Below are 14,287 nucleotides of genomic sequence, written 5' to 3'. Positions count from 1 at the left end.
TCGCGCTCGACCCCGCGCGAGGGTGGAGGGGGTCGGTGACATGATCGAGTCGAGCTCCGTTCGACCGATTCAGCGCCACGAAGTGATCCTGCATCGCGTCATCCTGATCCGAGCCGGCGCGCGATCAGCGCGCGATGACGAAGGTCGCGGGCGGCGTGGCAATCCCCTCGCGCGCTCCCCATCGGACGGTGTACGTGCCGGGCGCGAGGTCGGGGCTGAACACGCCGAGCGAGATCACGAACGTGCGCGAGCGCCCCTGCTCGAGCGGCTCGCATCGATCGTCGTCAGGGCGCGGAACCGGCGGGGGGATCGTCGGCACACGCCGGCCCGACGGGTCGTAGACATCGACGGAGAGCTGCGCGATCGAGAGCGGCACCACCGGCGCGCACCACGTCTGGTGCGCGTCGTTGCGCACGGTCGCGCGGAGCTGGAGTCCCGCGGCGTGGCGCGCCGGCTGCGGTCCGACGATCTCGAGCGTGCCGACGAGCTGCGGCTGCTGCGCGCCGACGCTCGCGGTGGCGAGCCCGAGCGAGAGCAGGGCGATCACGACGCGAACGAGACGTGCGGGCTGCATGCGATCGAGGATACGCCGCCTCCGAACGCTCCCTGGCTCACGCGCTCACGCCCGTCGTCGATCGCGAGCGAGAGGAGGTGCCGATCTGGTACGCCGGTGGCGTACCGGATCCCACGACGTCGTGCAGCCGCGAGCTGCTGCGCGGCCCGATGACCCCGCGCGAGATCCGCCGCGCGTGCGAGCGCGGTCGCGAGGCCGAGGGCACCAGTCCAGCGCGCGACGTGGACCTCGCGGTGCGCGTATGCTCTGGTGCGCGAGCAACGTGAGCCGCGGCCGAGCAGCCCGGCATCGCGGCGAGAAGGGGCGAGCTGACGCGCGCGGCGCGCGCAGGAGAAGTGATGAAGCGGTTCCCTCGCGCGCTCACGTGCGCTGCGCTCGTGCTGACATCAGCGTGCGACTTCCCGGCACCTGACGTCCCCCCAACGCCGCCCGTCGTGCCCGCTCCATTGCCCGCGATCACGGCCCCCACGCTGCAGGAGGCGATCGTCCGCGCGCGACAGGAGCTTGCGGGGGTCGCATACGCGCTGACGGGCGACGACGTCCGGCTCACCGGCGAGAACGCCGCGCTCGACGCGGCGCTCGACATGAATCGCAGCGGCGCGCGCCTCTTGCCGCGCGACGGTGGTCCTGCGCTCGTGCTCGCGACGAGCGCGTTCGGGTGCGCAGGCGAGGAGCGCGAGCTCGCGCCAGCCGTGCGCGTCGAGCACCCGCGCGCGAACCGCGTCGAGCTCGTACGTGCCGGGATGCGCGAGTGGATCGTCAACGGGCAGGCGGGTGTCGAGCAGGGCTTCGACGTCACGGACGTGCCGAGCGGATGCGCCGCGCTGCGCATCGTGAACGCGCCGAGCGATGGCCTCGTCGCGGAGATCGATCGCGACGGCACCGGCGTCCTGCTCCGCGATGCGCAGCAGCAGCCCCGACTTCGTGTCGGTCATGTGTTCGCGCGCGACGCCCGTGGCGTCTCGCTGCCCGTGCTCTTCGAGCCCGCAGGCACGAGCTGGGCGCTGCGCGTCGAGATCGCGGGTGCCGAGCTCCCGATCGCGATCGACCCGCTGGTGTTCCGCTACGAGGGCACGCTGGAGGAGCAGGTCCGGAATTCCTACTTCGGCCTGCAGGTCGATCTCTACGAAGACACGGCTGTCGTCGGCGCGTATTACGACGATGGGCTCGTCGGCATTCGCGGCGCGGGCTCTGCGTACGTGTTCCGCCGCACCGGCGTGACGTGGACGCTCGAGGCGGAGCTCGCGGCGAGTGGGGCGCACGAGAACGATTGGTTCGGCTGGGAGGTCGCGATCTGGCGCGACACCATCGCGGTCGGCGCGATGAAGGAGCAGAACGAGCGCGGCGTCGACGGCGGAGCCGTGTACGTCTGGACGCGCGATGGGACGGTGTGGACCCAGCAGGCACGGCTCCTCGCGCCGAGCGACTCGCACTTCGGATGCGGCGTATCGATCCACGAGGACACGATCGCCGCGGGCCACTATGGCGGTCCCGATCTCGGCGGTCCCGGCTACGTCTCGGTGTTCGTGCGCGCCGGCACGAGCTGGACGCAGCAGCAACGGATCTGGGGCGGCGGCTCCGCGTTCGGCCGCAAGGTGAGCGTGAACGGCGACACGCTGGTCGTCGCCTCGATGATGGAGTCCGGGTCGCGCGTCGAGGAAGGTCGTGTCCACGTGTATCGGCGCGCGAGCGGCGTGTGGGCCCCCGCGCTGACCCTCCAGGCTTCGGATCCCGCGCCCAACGACTGGTTCGGCTACGAAGTCGACTTCGACGGGAACACGATCGTGGTGGGCGCCCCGGGCTCGTGGCGGCTGACGACGCCGCACGCCGCGCGGACGTTCCTCTTCGAGCCGAGCGGGTCGGCGTTCGTGCAGGCAGCGCGCTTCGGGATGCCCGCGTCGACGCTCACGTACCAGTTCGACGTCGCGGTGTATGGCGCACACGCGATGGCAGGCCCCCAGCTCTTCGAGCGCGACGCCTCGGGCTGGGCCTACCGCGGGTCGTTCGGGTCGGCTCGAGGTGTCGCGCTCTGGGGCGACACGCTGGCGATCGGGCGCGAGGCCGCCGTCGACATCCACCGCCTCGGAGAGGCCTCGACCGATGGCAGCGCGTGCCGAGTGGACGTCGAGTGCGCGAGCGGGTTCTGCGTCGAGGGCGTCTGCTGCGAGAGCGGGTGCAACGAGGACGTCTGGGCGGGTGATCGCTGCTCGTCCTGCCTCGCCGCGCGCACGGGCCTCGCCGACGGCGTCTGTGCGCCGCTCCGCGCCGAGATCGCCGAGACCGTGATCTGTCGGAACAGGCTCGACGCCTGTGACGCGCAGGAGACCTGCAGTGCGTTGCTCGAGGTCTGCCCCGACGACGCATTCGTGCCCGCGGGCACGACCTGCCGCGAGGCGTACGGCGATTGCGACCTCCCGGAGCATTGCAGCGGCGCGTCCGCGGCGTGCCCGACGGATCGGACGGCCTCGGGGATGGTCTGCCGCCCCGCCGTGGGCCCCTGCGACGTCGAGGAGCGCTGCTCGTTCGGCGTCCTCTGTCCGGCCGACGTGCGCCAGGCCGCGAGCGTCGTGTGCCGCGCCGCGGGCGGAGACTGCGACCTGCCCGAGACCTGCGGCGCGAGCGCGGACGGGGCATGCCCCCCCGACCGTTTCGCCACCGGCCAGCTCTGCCGCGACGCGGCCGGCGACTGCGACGTCGCGGAGTGGTGCACCGGCGCGACCGCGCACTGCCCGGCCGACGTGCGCCGTGACGCGAGCACCTCGTGCCGTTCCTCGATCGACGCGTGCGATCTCGAGGAGCGCTGCGACGGCTCGTCGCCGCGCTGCCCCGACGACGTGCGGGCGCCCGAGCTCAGCGCGTGCAGCGACGGAGTCGCCTGCAACGGCCCCGAGATCTGCAGGTCGGGCCGCTGCACTGCGACCGCGGCGATCGCGTGTGATGACGGCGACCCGTGCACCGCCGACGCGTGCACCGAGCCGGGCGGCGCGTGCGAGCACACGCCCGTCGTGGGCTGCTGCGCGAGCGACGCCGCGTGCGACGACGGCGACTCCTGCACGACCGATCGCTGCGAGCACGCACGCTGCGGGCACGTGCGGATCGCCAGCTGCGGGCCTGACCGCGACGCCGGCGGGCACGACGGCGGTGCGATCGACCACGACGCGGGCGCAGCCCGGGACGGCGGCACGGACGCTGACGCCGCGGTTGGGCCGGAGCCGCGGGCGTCGGGATGCAGCTGTTCCGTCCCCGTTCGGACGAGCCACCCTTTCGGCGCGCTCTCGTTGTCGGCGCTGCTCATCGCGCTGCTCGCATCGCGTCGCGCGATTGCCGCAGGGCGTTCCTCGGCGTCCTAGAAATCTTCGGGGCCGCTCGTGCGTATGTACGGGCCAGGAGGACGAGGAGATGACGACGCAGCGGAGCTCTCACGGGGTGCTGGTGGGCTATGCGCTCTGGCTCTTCGGGTTCCTCGGCGCGCACCGCTTCTATTACGGGCGTCGCATCAGCGGCACGATCTACCTGTGCACGCTGGGCCTGCTCGGCGTGGGGTGGATCCTCGACCTCTTCCTGATGCCGCTGCTCGCGCGCGATGCGGCCGACCGCTACCACGAAGGGCCGTATCGCTACGACGTCGCGTGGCTCTTCCTCACGTACGGCGGCATCTTCGGGCTGCACCGGTTCTACGTCGGCAAGGTCTGGACGGGCCTGCTCTACCTGTGCACCGGCGGTCTGCTCGGCGCGGGCATCGTCTACGACTTCTGGACGCTGAACGAGCAGGTCAGCATCGCGAACCGCGATCACCGCGCGGCGTGATCGACGCGGCCGATCTCAGCGATCGGCTTCGATCCACTCGCCGTCGAGGCGCAGATCACAATCGCCCGGCGAGCCGAGGTCGATGCGGGTGACCCGAGCGTCCGCGCTCCCGCCTTCGACGACGGCAGAGCACACCTCACGCTCGCGCCCCGAGCGATAGGTGTGCACCGTTCGTCGGAACGTCCCGCTGCCAGCCGGCTCGTCCCGCTGGGTGGTGACCGACACACGCTCGGGGCGCCCGCCTCGGATCGTGTAGCGGGTGACGCGGAACCGAGCGCCGCCGAGCCCCTCCGACTCGAAGCTCAGGACCGTGCGCGTCGATCGATCGAGGATCGGATTCGCGAGCGCGCTCAGCGCCGGTGAGAAGACGAAGCGTCCGTCGCGGCGCAGCCAGACGTCGAAGTAGCAGTTCCCCGTGCACGGGCCGCGTGAGCGCACCGCATCGGGGTCTCCGTCGAAGTCGACGTCGATGAGCGCGGCGTCGTTCGGTGCGCTGGCGTGCGGCGACAGCGGCACCACGACCGCGCGCGGCGTGCGCGTGTCGCAGCGCAGCAGCCGCACGCGCGTCGCGTCCCAGCGCACGGCGCAGGTGTTCCACGCGTCCTCGCTCTCCCGCGACGAGACGATCTCGCCAGTGCGGAGCGCGATGACCTCGACCACGCCGGACACCGCGGAGTCGAACGGCGAGTACACGAGCGCCAGCTCGCCGGAGGGCGACACGTCGACGTGCCCGAGGTCGGCGATGCGATGGCCGTCGGCGCGCACGAGCACCGCGCTCGCGCAGTACGTCCCGCATCCCCACGACAGGAGGAGGTTGTCACCGGCGACGAAGCGTGCGCGAAAGCTCGTGGCGGGAACGTTGCCCCCGGGGTTCGGCTCGATCGCCGCGACCAGTGCGCCATCGTCTCGGCGCACGAGGACGCGCAGATCGTCGCCTTCGGCGTCCGTCACGGGGGCGAGATCGAGCCGGAACGCACCGCTCGGCGAGCGGGTCTGCGCCGCCGCAGGCATCGCGAGGCACAGCACACTCGCGGCCACGCTCACGAACCAACGTGCACGCATGCGAAGCACGGTACGTTGCCGCTCGCGCACCCGCTAGCTCACGCGAAAATCGACGTGGAGAGCTTCGGCTCGTTCGGCCCCCGGCAGGGACCGTCAAATCGGCTCGCCCGCCAGTCCCTCCGTCCGCGCGCTTCGCGCGCTCCCGTCCGGGACCGGCGGGACGAGCACTCCGGCTCAGCAATCGGCTCGCCTGCCAGTCCCTACTGTCCGCGCGCTTCGCGCGCTCCCGTCCGGGACCGGCGGGACGAGCACTCCGGCTCAGCAATCGGCTCGCCCGCCAGTCCCTACTGTCCGCGCGCTTCGCGCGCTCCCGTCCGGGACCGGCGGGACGAGCACTCCGGCAGGGACTCAATCCGGCATCAGCGCGAGCAGCGAGCTCGCGTGATCGTCGGTCCACGCCGAGACCGGCTCGGGCCACGTCGCGGTCACCGGCGTGAAGCCGCGCTCGACGAACGGCGCGAGCTCGTCCTCGCTCTCCATCATCACGAAGTAGACGCTCGGGTCCGCGGCCTCGCGATCGGGCGGGCGGAGGAACTGCTTGGTCGCGGCGTGCATGCCGAGGTCGCGCGCGATCGCGGCGAGCACCGGACGAAGATCGTAGTAGCGGTTCGAGATGTGGAAGAGCAGCACGCCGTGCTCGGCCACCGCGCCGCGGTAGAGCTCGACCGCCTCGCGCGTCACGAGGTGCGTCGGGATCGCGTCGCCCGCGAACGCGTCGACGAGCAGCAGATCGTAGTCGGTGCGCACGTCGCCGCGCGCGAGCGTGAGGCGCGCGTCGCCGACCAACGTCTGCTCGTCGCCGCGGCAGTCCTCGAGGTAGTGGAAGTGGGTGCGCGCGAGATCGTCGACCGCCTGATCGATCTCGTAGAAGTCGATCGACTGATCGGGCTCGACGTACGCCGCGGCCGCGCCCACGCCGAGGCCGATCACGCCGAAGCGGGTGGCGCGCGTCTCGCGCGCGTCGAGGATCGCCATCGTGTCGCCGAGCGGACCGGTGCGGTGGTAGTAGCTGAGGGGCTCGCTGCGGTGCTGGGACGCGAGGAACTGCCGCCCGTGGCGCGTGGTGCCGCTGACGAGATCGCGCTCGGTCCCGCGCGTGCTCGGGCGCTCGAGCACGTAGTAGAGGCCGTAGAAGCTGCGCCGCACCTCGAGGGTGCGCGTCGCGCTCGCCCGTGAGCTGCTGCTCGCGCTCGCGATGCGCCATCCCATCGCGCCGATCAGCACGATCGTGATCGCGACCGCGCCGCGCCCCGGGCCCTTCATCCACGCGAAGAGCTCGGCACGTCGCGCGATCACCATCGTGAGCGCGAGGCCGGCGAGCGCGAGCGGGTACTCCCAGAGCCCGGTGAAGAACGCGGGCGCGCCGAGCGCGACGAACGCGCCGCCGAGCCACCCGCCGAGCGAGATCACGAGGTAGTAGAGCGTGAGGTGCTTCGCGCTCGGGCGCGACGCGTAGAGCTCGCCGTGCGCGGCGAGGCACACCGCGAACATCACGCCGAGGTGCAGCACGACCTGCAGCCACGTGCCGCCGGTCTCCGCGCCTGCGAAGAAGAAGAGGCCCACCGCCGCGAAGTGCGGCCACAGGCGGCGCACTGCGGCGGGCACGCGACTGGGCTCGCCGAACGCGAGGATGAACGTGCCGAGGTAGAGCGCGAGCGGCACGACCCACACGAGCGGCACGTTGCCGGCGTCGAGGGCGATGAGGTTCGTGACCGCCATCAGGAACACGCTCGGGAACGCGCTCAGCAGCAGCCAGTACACGATGCGGCCCGGCGCTACGGTTTCTGTAGTCGGCGCTACGGTTTCCGTAGCGACGACCGGCGCGGTCCCGCCCGCGTGGGTCGCGCGGTACGCGAAGAACGCCGAGGCGAGATAGAGCACGAACCCGATCGCCCACGCCCAGCGCTGCACGCCGAGCCCGACGAGCGGCTCGATCACGAGCGCGTACGCGAGCAGCGCGACGAGCGATCCCGTGTTCGACGTCGCGTAGAGGAAGAACGGGCTCGCGCGTCCCGGCAACGTCGAGCGCGCGAGCCAGCCCTGCGCGACCACGCCCGTCGTCGCGAGCGCGATGAACGGCAGTCCGAAGTCGACCGCCATCGTCGCGAGCAGCGTCCCGATGCCGCCGCCTTCGCCCGCGATGCGCACCGTCGGCGGCAGCAGCACGATCGGGATCGCGAGCAGCGCGAGGTGCCACTTGCCGGCGCGCTCCGACGCGAGGTGCGCGTAGAGGTAGCCGAGGAAGAGCGCGCCCTGGAAGAACATCAGCGACGTCGTCCACACGTGGAACGCACCGCCGAAGCCGGGCAGCAGGAGCCGCCCGACCATCGGCTCCATCGCGAAGAGCAGGAACGCGCCGAGGAAGACGAAGACGCGCAGCGCGGTCATGCGAGCGCTGCGCGGACGCGCTCGAGGATCGCGGTCTCGCCATCGGCCGCGGCGCGCGCGAGATCACCGCGCAGGCGATCACGCGCGACCGCACCGAGCCCGGCGACGCGCTCCTCGATCGGACTGTCGACCGAGATGCCGGCGAACGCGGCTTTCCGCTCGTCGGCGCTCATCTGGAGCGCGTCCATCACGCCGTCGAGGTACGTGCGCTCCGCGTCGGAGAGCGCGCCGTCGGCGATCAGGACCTGGCCGAGGATCTGGACGTAGAGCTTGCGTTCGTTCGGCTGCATGACGACGCGGGCATTCTCGCCGAGCCCGCGCGCGCTGTCATGCGGTCATTCGGTCTGGAGGCCGATGGGGCAGCTCACGCCGGTGCCACCGATGCCGCAGTAACCGTCGGGGTTCTTCGCGAGGTACTGCTGGTGGTAGTCCTCCGCGTAGAAGAACTCCGGCGCGTCGACGATCTCGGTGCTGATCGCGTCGTAGCCCGCGGCGCGCAGCTTCTCGTCGTACATGCGCTTGCTCTCCTCCGCCGCGCGCTTCTGCGCGTCGCCGTAGGCGTAGATGCCGCTGCGGTACTGCGTCCCGACGTCGTTGCCCTGGCGCATGCCCTGCGTCGGGTCGTGGGTCTCCCAGAACGTCTTGAGCAGCTGCTCGTACGAGATCTTCTCGGGATCGAACACCACGCGCACGACCTCGTTGTGGCCGGTGCGCCCGCTGCAGACCTCCTTGTACGTCGGGTTCGGCGTGATGCCCGCGGCATAACCGACCGACGTGCTGTACACGCCGGGCAGCTTCCAGAACGCCTTCTCCGCGCCCCAGAAACAGCCGAGCCCGAACAGGGCGAGCTCCATGCCGTCGGCGAAGGGCGGCTCGAGCGGCGTGCCGAGCACGTAGTGCTGCGAGGGCACGCGCATCTTCTCGGCGCGCCCGGGCAGCGCCTCGGCGGCGGTCGGGATGCGGAGCTTCTTCGGATCGACGAAGGCGTACATGGGCGTGATCTTCGGGCCTCGATGCGCGTACCGCAACGGGGCCTCCCCCGCGGCCGCTTCGGCCAATGCGCATGCTCACCGGGGGTTGGTTTACTCGCGCGCCCACATGCGCCGACCCTGATCGACGCACTGGAGGGGTCCCATGCGCTCGCTTTCTCTCGGCTTGGTCGCGCTTGCTCTGATCGGATGCACCGACGAGGGCCGAGGACGGCGCGACTCGGGCACCGGCACACCGGGCGGCGAGACCGGCGCTCAGTGCAGCGACGGAATCGACAACGACAACGACGGCGTGCGCGACTGCGACGAGGCGACGTGTGGCAGTGCGCCCGCCTGTTTCGTCGATGCGGGCCCGCGCGACGGCGGGTTCGACACGTGCGACGAGCTGCCCTTCGAGGCCGAGACGCGCTTCGCGCCGATCGACATCGTCTGGATCATCGACAACTCGGGCTCGATGGATGGCGAGGCCGCGATCATCCAGAACAACATGAACTCGTTCGTGAGCGCGATCGAAGCCTCGGGCATCACCGACTACCGCGTGGTCGTGATCACCGCGTCGGGGTTCGTGAACGTGCCGCCTCCGCTCGGCACCGACGCCGCGCGCTTCCGTTTCGTCTCGTACGACGTGCAGTCGCAGGACGCGATGTCGGACCTGATCGCGTCGTACCCGATGTGGAGCGACTTCCTGCGTCGTGACGCGGTCACGCACATCGTGCACGTGACCGATGACGAGAGCTCGATGGGCGCGGCGGAGTTCCACACGATGTTCAGCGGGCTGCTCGGTCACGCGTGGACGTCGCACGCGATCGCGTCGCCGCCGGGGTCGACGAACTGCGGTCCCTTCGGGTGCGGCGGGCCCTTCCCCATCCCGCTGCCCGGTTGCAGCGGCCCGAACGGCGAAGCGGCCGACAACGGCGACGAGTACTGGGACATCGCCACGCGCACCGGCGGACAGCGCATCTCGATCTGCACCGCGGACTGGAGCGCGGCGTTCTCGACGCTCCTCGCGTCGATCGCGGTGCCCACTGCGATCCCGTGCGAGTTCGACATCCCCGAGGCGCCCGATGGGATGGAGTTCGATCGCGGCCGCGTGAACGTCGTGTACACGCCGAGCGGCGGCGCGGAGCAGCGCTTCCCGTACGTCGGCACCGACGACGGCGCGAACTGTCCGTCGAGCGGCGCCGATGGCTGGTACTACGACGATCCCGAGAATCCGACGCAAATCCGGCTCTGCCCGAGCACGTGCTCGCGCGTCGAGGCCGACACCAGCGGGCGCGTCGACATCGCGCTGGGGTGCGAGACGCTGATCATTTGATCGGAGAGGCTTCGGCGTGCGGCGCGGGGTGGAGGGACCGCCGGGCCGGTACTCGCGATCGCCGGACGAGAGGGCGCGAGCGTCGGGAGGCGGAGGGTCGTTCGCGTTGCGCGCTGCCGCGAAGCGACCACGTCAGTCTCGATGAGGTGTCTGCGAGCGTCGCTGCGTGGACCCGTCGGTCCCTCCACCCCACGCCCGGTACCGCGGTTCTGCCGTCTCGCTAGGTTGGGTGGCGGATGCCTCGCGTCCGACCCGCGCTTCGCCGCGGTCCGGACGCTCGCGGGTAGCACCGCGCGACTTCGTCGCGCGTGTGCGCGCTGTCGCGCGAGAATGAGCACGTAGCACCGCGCGACTTCGTCGCGCGAGGAGGGCAGTCGCGCGAGGAGGGCAGTCGCGAGTACGGGCGCGGCGCGAGTGCGGGCGTGGCGTGCCTGCGGGTGCGGCGCGAGTGCGGGTGCGGCGTGAGTGTGGGGCGACGAGCTCGTGTGCTTCGTCGCCTTCGTTCGGCCCGAGGCGCGGTGCGCGTGTCGGGCGGCTACGACGTCGCGCTCGAGCTCGGCATCGGCGTGCTGCGGGACACAGCGGCCCGCGCGTCGTGTACGTCGACCCCGATGGGCCGTGATCGGCCGGACTCGTTTCCTGGTCATCTGCCATCGAGTCGATTGCTGGCTTCCGCTGTGCTCGCGCAAGTGCGCGAAACCGAGTCGGATCAATTCTCGCGCGACAGCGCGCACACGCGCGGAGCGCGGTGCTACACGCGAGCGTGCGAGCCGCGCGAACAGCGCGGATCGCTCGCGAGCCACTCCCCACCTACCCAACGAGACGGCAGAACCGCGGTACCGGGCGCGGGGTGGAGGGGCCGACGGGCCCACGCAGCGACGCTTGCAGACACCCCGAAGAGACTGACGAGGGCGCTTCGCGGGAGAGCGCGAAGCGCGCCCCGCGAACGACCCTCCGCCTCCCGACGCTCCCACCCTTCAGAACGGCAATCGCGAGTACCGGCCCGGCGGCCCCTCCTCCCCGCGCCGCACGCCGAAGCCTCTCAGTCTCGCAGGGCCCCCACCAGGGCTTCCATGCTCTTGCGCGCGTCGCCGAAGAGCATGCGGGTGTTGTCGAGGAAGAAGAGCGGGTTCTCGACGCCCGCGTAGCCCGCGGCCATGCCGCGCTTGAGCACGACGACCGTCTTCGCCTTCCACACCTCGAGCACCGGCATTCCGTAGATGGGGCTCTGGGGATCGTCGAGCGCGCCCGGGTTCACGATGTCGTTCGCGCCGATCACCAGCACCACGTCGGTGCTCGGGAAGTCGTGGTTGATCTCGTCCATCTCGAGCACGACGTCGTAGGGCACGCCGGCCTCCGCGAGCAGCACGTTCATGTGCCCGGGAAGCCGCCCCGCGACGGGATGGATCGCGAAGCGCACGTCGACGCCGCGCTCGCGCAGCGCGCGCATGAAGTCGTGCACCGCGTTCTGCGCGCGCGCGACCGCCATGCCGTAGCCGGGCACGATCACCACGCGCTTGCTCTCGCGCAGCTGCGCCGCGAGCGCGTCGGTCTTGATCTCGATCACCTCGCCCTGCGCCGCCGCCGGGCTCGCCGCCGCCGCGCTGTCCGCGGTGCCGAAGCCGCCGAACACGACGTTGAGGATCGAGCGGTTCATCGCTCGACACATGATGATCGAGAGGATCGTGCCGCTCGCGCCGACGAGCGCGCCGGTGACGATCAGCAGATCGTTCGCGAGCACGAAGCCCGCAGCGGCCGCCGCCCAGCCCGAGTAGCTGTTGAGCAGCGACACCACGACCGGCATGTCGGCGCCGCCGATCGCCATCACGAGGTGCACGCCGAGCGTGCTCGCGAGCAGCGTCTGGATGACGAGGAACACGAGCCCGTCCTCCGGCGACGGCGCGCGCGCGAAGGGCACCGCGAGCGCGACGATCGCGATCGCGATCGCCGCGTTGATCAGGTGCCGTCCCGGGAGCAGCAGCGGCTTGCCGCTGATCGTGCCGCGCAGCTTGCCCCACGCGATCACCGAGCCGGTGAAGGTGAGCGCGCCGACCGCGACGCCGATCCAGATCTCCACCACGTGCACGATGCGCGCGGCGGCCGCCTCGCTCTCGGCCGCGACGAGCCCCGCCGCGTCCTCGCCGGGCACCAGCGCACCGGTGGGATCGGCGTGGGGCGAGAGGTACGACGAGATGCCGACGAGCACCGCGGCGAGCCCGACGAAGCTGTGCAGCACCGCGACGAGCTCGGGCATTCCGGTCATCTCGACGCGCCGCGCGAGCACCGCGCCGATCGCGCCGCCGATCGTGATCGACACCGCGAGCAACGCGAAGCCGAGCCCGCGCACCGAGCCGTCCTCGCCGACCCAGATCGCCGCGGTGACGCCGACCGCGAGCATCATGCCCGCCATGCCGTAGACGTTGCCGAGCCCCGCGGTCTCCTGCTTGCTGAGCCCGCCGAGGCTGCGGATGAAGAGCACGCCCGCGACGAGGTACGCGATGGTGCTGACGCCGCTCATCGCCCGTGCCCTCCCTTCTTCGGCGCGCTGCTCGCGCTCTCGTCCTTGCGGAACATGCGCAGCATGCGGTGGGTGACGAGGAACCCGCCGCTCACGTTGATCGCCGCGACGAGCACCGCGATCGCGCCGAGCACCGACGCGAGATCGGCGTGCTCGCCGATCTGCAGCATGCCGCCGACGACGATGATGCCGCTGATCGCGTTGGTGACGCTCATCAGCGGCGTGTGGAGCGCGGGCTGGACGCTCCAGATCACCTGCCATCCGACGAAGCACGCGAGGATGAACACGGTGAAGTGCTGGAGGAAATCACCCGGCGCGAAGCGACCGAGCGCGAAGAGCGCGCCGATGATCGCCATGCCCGCGAGCGTCGTGCCCCACGCGCGGCGCGCCGGGTTGAGGATCTCGGTCTGACGCGGCTTCGATCCCTCGGGCGGGGGAGGGCGCGTGCTCTTCGAGGGCTCGCGCTCGCTCTTCTTGGGCGCGGGCGTCGCGGGCGAGGGCTCCTTGCTCTTGGGAACGGGGCGCGGCGGAGGCGGGAGCACTTCTCCGACGTGGGTGAGCATCGCGGGGCGGATCACGTCGTTGTCGAGATCGACGCGCAGCACGCCGGGCCCGATCGGATCGCGCATCTCGGCGACGAGGTGCACGAGGTTCATCGCGAAGAGCTTGCTCGCCGCGCGCGCCATGCGGCTCGCGAGATCGGTGAAGCCGACGATCTTCACACCGCCGTGATCGACGACCTGATCGGGCACGCAGAGCTCGCAGTTGCCGCCCTGCTCGGCGGCCATGTCGACCACGATCGATCCCGGCTCGAGCGCCTCGACCACGTCGCGCGGCACCAGCAGCGGCGCCTTGGTGCCGGGCACCAGCGCGGTCGTGACGATCACGTTCACCTCGGCCGCCTGGGCGCGGAAGAGCCGCATCTCGGCCTCGATGAACTCCTTGCTCATCACCTTCGCGTAGCCGCCCGCGCCCTCGCCGCTCTCCTTCATGTCGACTTCGAGGAACGTCGCGCCGAGGCTCTCGACCTGCTCGCGCGCCGCGGCCCGCGTGTCGAACGCGCGCACCTCCGCGCCGAGCGCGCGCGCGGCGCCGATCGCGGCGAGCCCCGCAACGCCTGCGCCGATCACCAGCACGCGCGCCGGTCGCGTCGTGCCCGCGGCCGTGACCATCGGCCCGAAGAAGCCCTGGTAGTGCGCCGCCGCCTCGACCACCGCGCGATAGCCCGCGAGGTTCGCCTGCGACGAGAGCACGTCCATCTTCTGCGCGCGCGTGACCCGCGGGACCCGCTCGAGCGCGAGCGCGCTGACCTTCCGCGCCGCGAGCGTCGCGACGAGATCGGGATGTCGCTCCGGCTGCACCAGCGAGATCAGCAGCGCGCCTTCGCGCAACGCGCGCGCTTCGTCGTCCGTCGGTGGACGCACCTTCAGCACGACGTCGCTCTCGCCGAGCACGGTCTGCGTGTCGCCGAGCGTCGCGCCCGCAGCGACGTACGCGTCGTCCTCGTGGCCCGCCTCGCGCCCTGCGCCGCGCTCGACGATCACCTCGAAGCCGAGCTCGCGCAGCTTGGCGATCGACTCCGGCGTCGCGGCGACGCGGCGCTCGCGATCGCGCGTCTCTCTCGGAATGCCGAT

Annotated in this window: 10 protein-coding genes; 3 read left to right on the top strand and 7 right to left on the bottom strand. The window is 71.4% G+C overall.

Annotated features, from left to right (window positions below; genetic code table 11):
- Window positions 1-124: 124 nt before the first annotated feature.
- Entirely contained in the window at window positions 125-574 is a 450-nt protein-coding gene (locus I5071_RS27010; protein WP_236515732.1) for a hypothetical protein, read from the bottom strand.
- Window positions 575-912: 338 nt separating this feature from the next.
- Between I5071_RS27010 and I5071_RS27005 the strand changes: the two genes are divergently transcribed.
- Together I5071_RS27005 and I5071_RS27000 are read left to right on the top strand one after the other, a co-directional pair.
- Window positions 913-3,924, top strand: coding sequence for a hypothetical protein (locus I5071_RS27005; protein WP_236515730.1), 3,012 nt, complete (start codon window positions 913-915; stop codon window positions 3,922-3,924).
- A 49-nt stretch (window positions 3,925-3,973) separates the two neighbouring features.
- The gene (locus I5071_RS27000; RefSeq protein ID WP_236515729.1) at window positions 3,974-4,381 is read left to right on the top strand and encodes an NINE protein; all 408 of its coding nucleotides are present in this window, start codon (window positions 3,974-3,976) and stop codon (window positions 4,379-4,381) included.
- A 15-nt stretch (window positions 4,382-4,396) separates the two neighbouring features.
- On the opposite strand, the gene I5071_RS26995 is transcribed toward I5071_RS27000, so the two are convergent.
- The 4 genes from I5071_RS26995 to msrA form a co-directional block, all read right to left on the bottom strand.
- On the bottom strand, window positions 4,397-5,443 hold the full coding sequence (locus I5071_RS26995; RefSeq protein ID WP_236515726.1) for a hypothetical protein: 1,047 nt from the start codon (window positions 5,441-5,443) through the stop codon (window positions 4,397-4,399).
- A 348-nt stretch (window positions 5,444-5,791) separates the two neighbouring features.
- Window positions 5,792-7,831 carry a spermidine synthase gene (locus tag I5071_RS26990; protein ID WP_236515725.1) on the bottom strand — a complete coding sequence of 680 codons (2,040 nt, stop codon included), beginning with the start codon at window positions 7,829-7,831 and terminating at the stop codon, window positions 5,792-5,794.
- A complete protein-coding gene (locus I5071_RS26985; RefSeq protein WP_236515724.1) occupies window positions 7,828-8,121 on the bottom strand; it encodes a hypothetical protein in 294 nt (97 codons plus the stop codon). Before I5071_RS26985 ends, I5071_RS26990 begins: the two co-directional genes overlap by 4 nt.
- Before the next feature lie 45 nt (window positions 8,122-8,166).
- Complete coding sequence (msrA, locus tag I5071_RS26980; protein WP_236515723.1) at window positions 8,167-8,823, bottom strand: peptide-methionine (S)-S-oxide reductase MsrA; 657 nt, start codon at window positions 8,821-8,823, stop codon at window positions 8,167-8,169.
- 142 nt (window positions 8,824-8,965) lie between these two features.
- Here msrA and I5071_RS26975 point away from each other — a divergent pair, with 142 nt between their 5' ends.
- Window positions 8,966-10,135 (top strand): hypothetical protein, encoded by a 1,170-nt coding sequence (locus I5071_RS26975; RefSeq protein ID WP_236515722.1) that lies wholly within the window; start codon window positions 8,966-8,968, stop codon window positions 10,133-10,135.
- Between the two features lie 1,042 nt (window positions 10,136-11,177).
- Here I5071_RS26975 and I5071_RS26970 read toward each other — a convergent pair.
- On the bottom strand, window positions 11,178-12,653 hold the full coding sequence (locus tag I5071_RS26970) for an NAD(P)(+) transhydrogenase (Re/Si-specific) subunit beta (RefSeq protein WP_236515721.1): 1,476 nt from the start codon (window positions 12,651-12,653) through the stop codon (window positions 11,178-11,180).
- On the bottom strand, window positions 12,650-14,281 hold the full coding sequence (locus I5071_RS26965; RefSeq protein ID WP_236607680.1) for a Re/Si-specific NAD(P)(+) transhydrogenase subunit alpha: 1,632 nt from the start codon (window positions 14,279-14,281) through the stop codon (window positions 12,650-12,652). Before I5071_RS26965 ends, I5071_RS26970 begins: the two co-directional genes overlap by 4 nt.
- Between the last annotated feature and the right edge of the window lie 6 nt (window positions 14,282-14,287).

This window comes from Sandaracinus amylolyticus (assembly GCF_021631985.1).
Classification (GTDB): Bacteria; Myxococcota_A; Polyangia; order Polyangiales; family Sandaracinaceae; genus Sandaracinus; species Sandaracinus amylolyticus_A.
This window is presented reverse-complemented; position numbering and strand designations above follow the sequence as displayed.

Coding starts and splice junctions, on each gene's coding strand:
- I5071_RS27010 (WP_236515732.1), bottom strand. CDS start 574: ATGCAGCCCGCACGTCTCGTTCGCGTCGTGATCGCCCTGCTCTCGCTC.
- I5071_RS27005 (WP_236515730.1), top strand. CDS start 913: ATGAAGCGGTTCCCTCGCGCGCTCACGTGCGCTGCGCTCGTGCTGACA.
- I5071_RS27000 (WP_236515729.1), top strand. CDS start 3,974: ATGACGACGCAGCGGAGCTCTCACGGGGTGCTGGTGGGCTATGCGCTC.
- I5071_RS26995 (WP_236515726.1), bottom strand. CDS start 5,443: ATGCGTGCACGTTGGTTCGTGAGCGTGGCCGCGAGTGTGCTGTGCCTC.
- I5071_RS26990 (WP_236515725.1), bottom strand. CDS start 7,831: ATGACCGCGCTGCGCGTCTTCGTCTTCCTCGGCGCGTTCCTGCTCTTC.
- I5071_RS26985 (WP_236515724.1), bottom strand. CDS start 8,121: ATGCAGCCGAACGAACGCAAGCTCTACGTCCAGATCCTCGGCCAGGTC.
- msrA (WP_236515723.1), bottom strand. CDS start 8,823: ATGTACGCCTTCGTCGATCCGAAGAAGCTCCGCATCCCGACCGCCGCC.
- I5071_RS26975 (WP_236515722.1), top strand. CDS start 8,966: ATGCGCTCGCTTTCTCTCGGCTTGGTCGCGCTTGCTCTGATCGGATGC.
- I5071_RS26970 (WP_236515721.1), bottom strand. CDS start 12,653: ATGAGCGGCGTCAGCACCATCGCGTACCTCGTCGCGGGCGTGCTCTTC.